Here is a 240-nt window from a genome sequence, read left to right on the forward strand (position 1 = left end):
TAGTCCACACCGTGCGAAGCAAACACGCGACGAATCAGCTTGTCTGCATTACGCACACCGGCCGCCGCAAATTCGTCTTCGAGTGCAGCACGCAGTTCGTTGCGCACGTCCTTGAAGTAGCCAGCACGGTTGATGCCGACCGCCGCAATCGCCAAACACTGTTCCATCGACTCGTCTTGCTCAGCGGCAACAGCGCGCAGACCTGCGGTCAACTTCTTGGCCTTGGCTTCGACACGCTTG

At 58.8% G+C, this 240-nt stretch carries 1 protein-coding gene; it reads right to left on the minus strand.

Annotation, left to right across the window (positions count from 1 at the left end):
• A partial coding sequence (locus AC1RPU_RS08510) for a hypothetical protein (protein WP_481769734.1) occupies positions 1-240 on the minus strand: 240 nt, incomplete at both ends.

The organism is Dellaglioa sp. CoH-55-MRSF-7 (assembly GCF_056782235.1).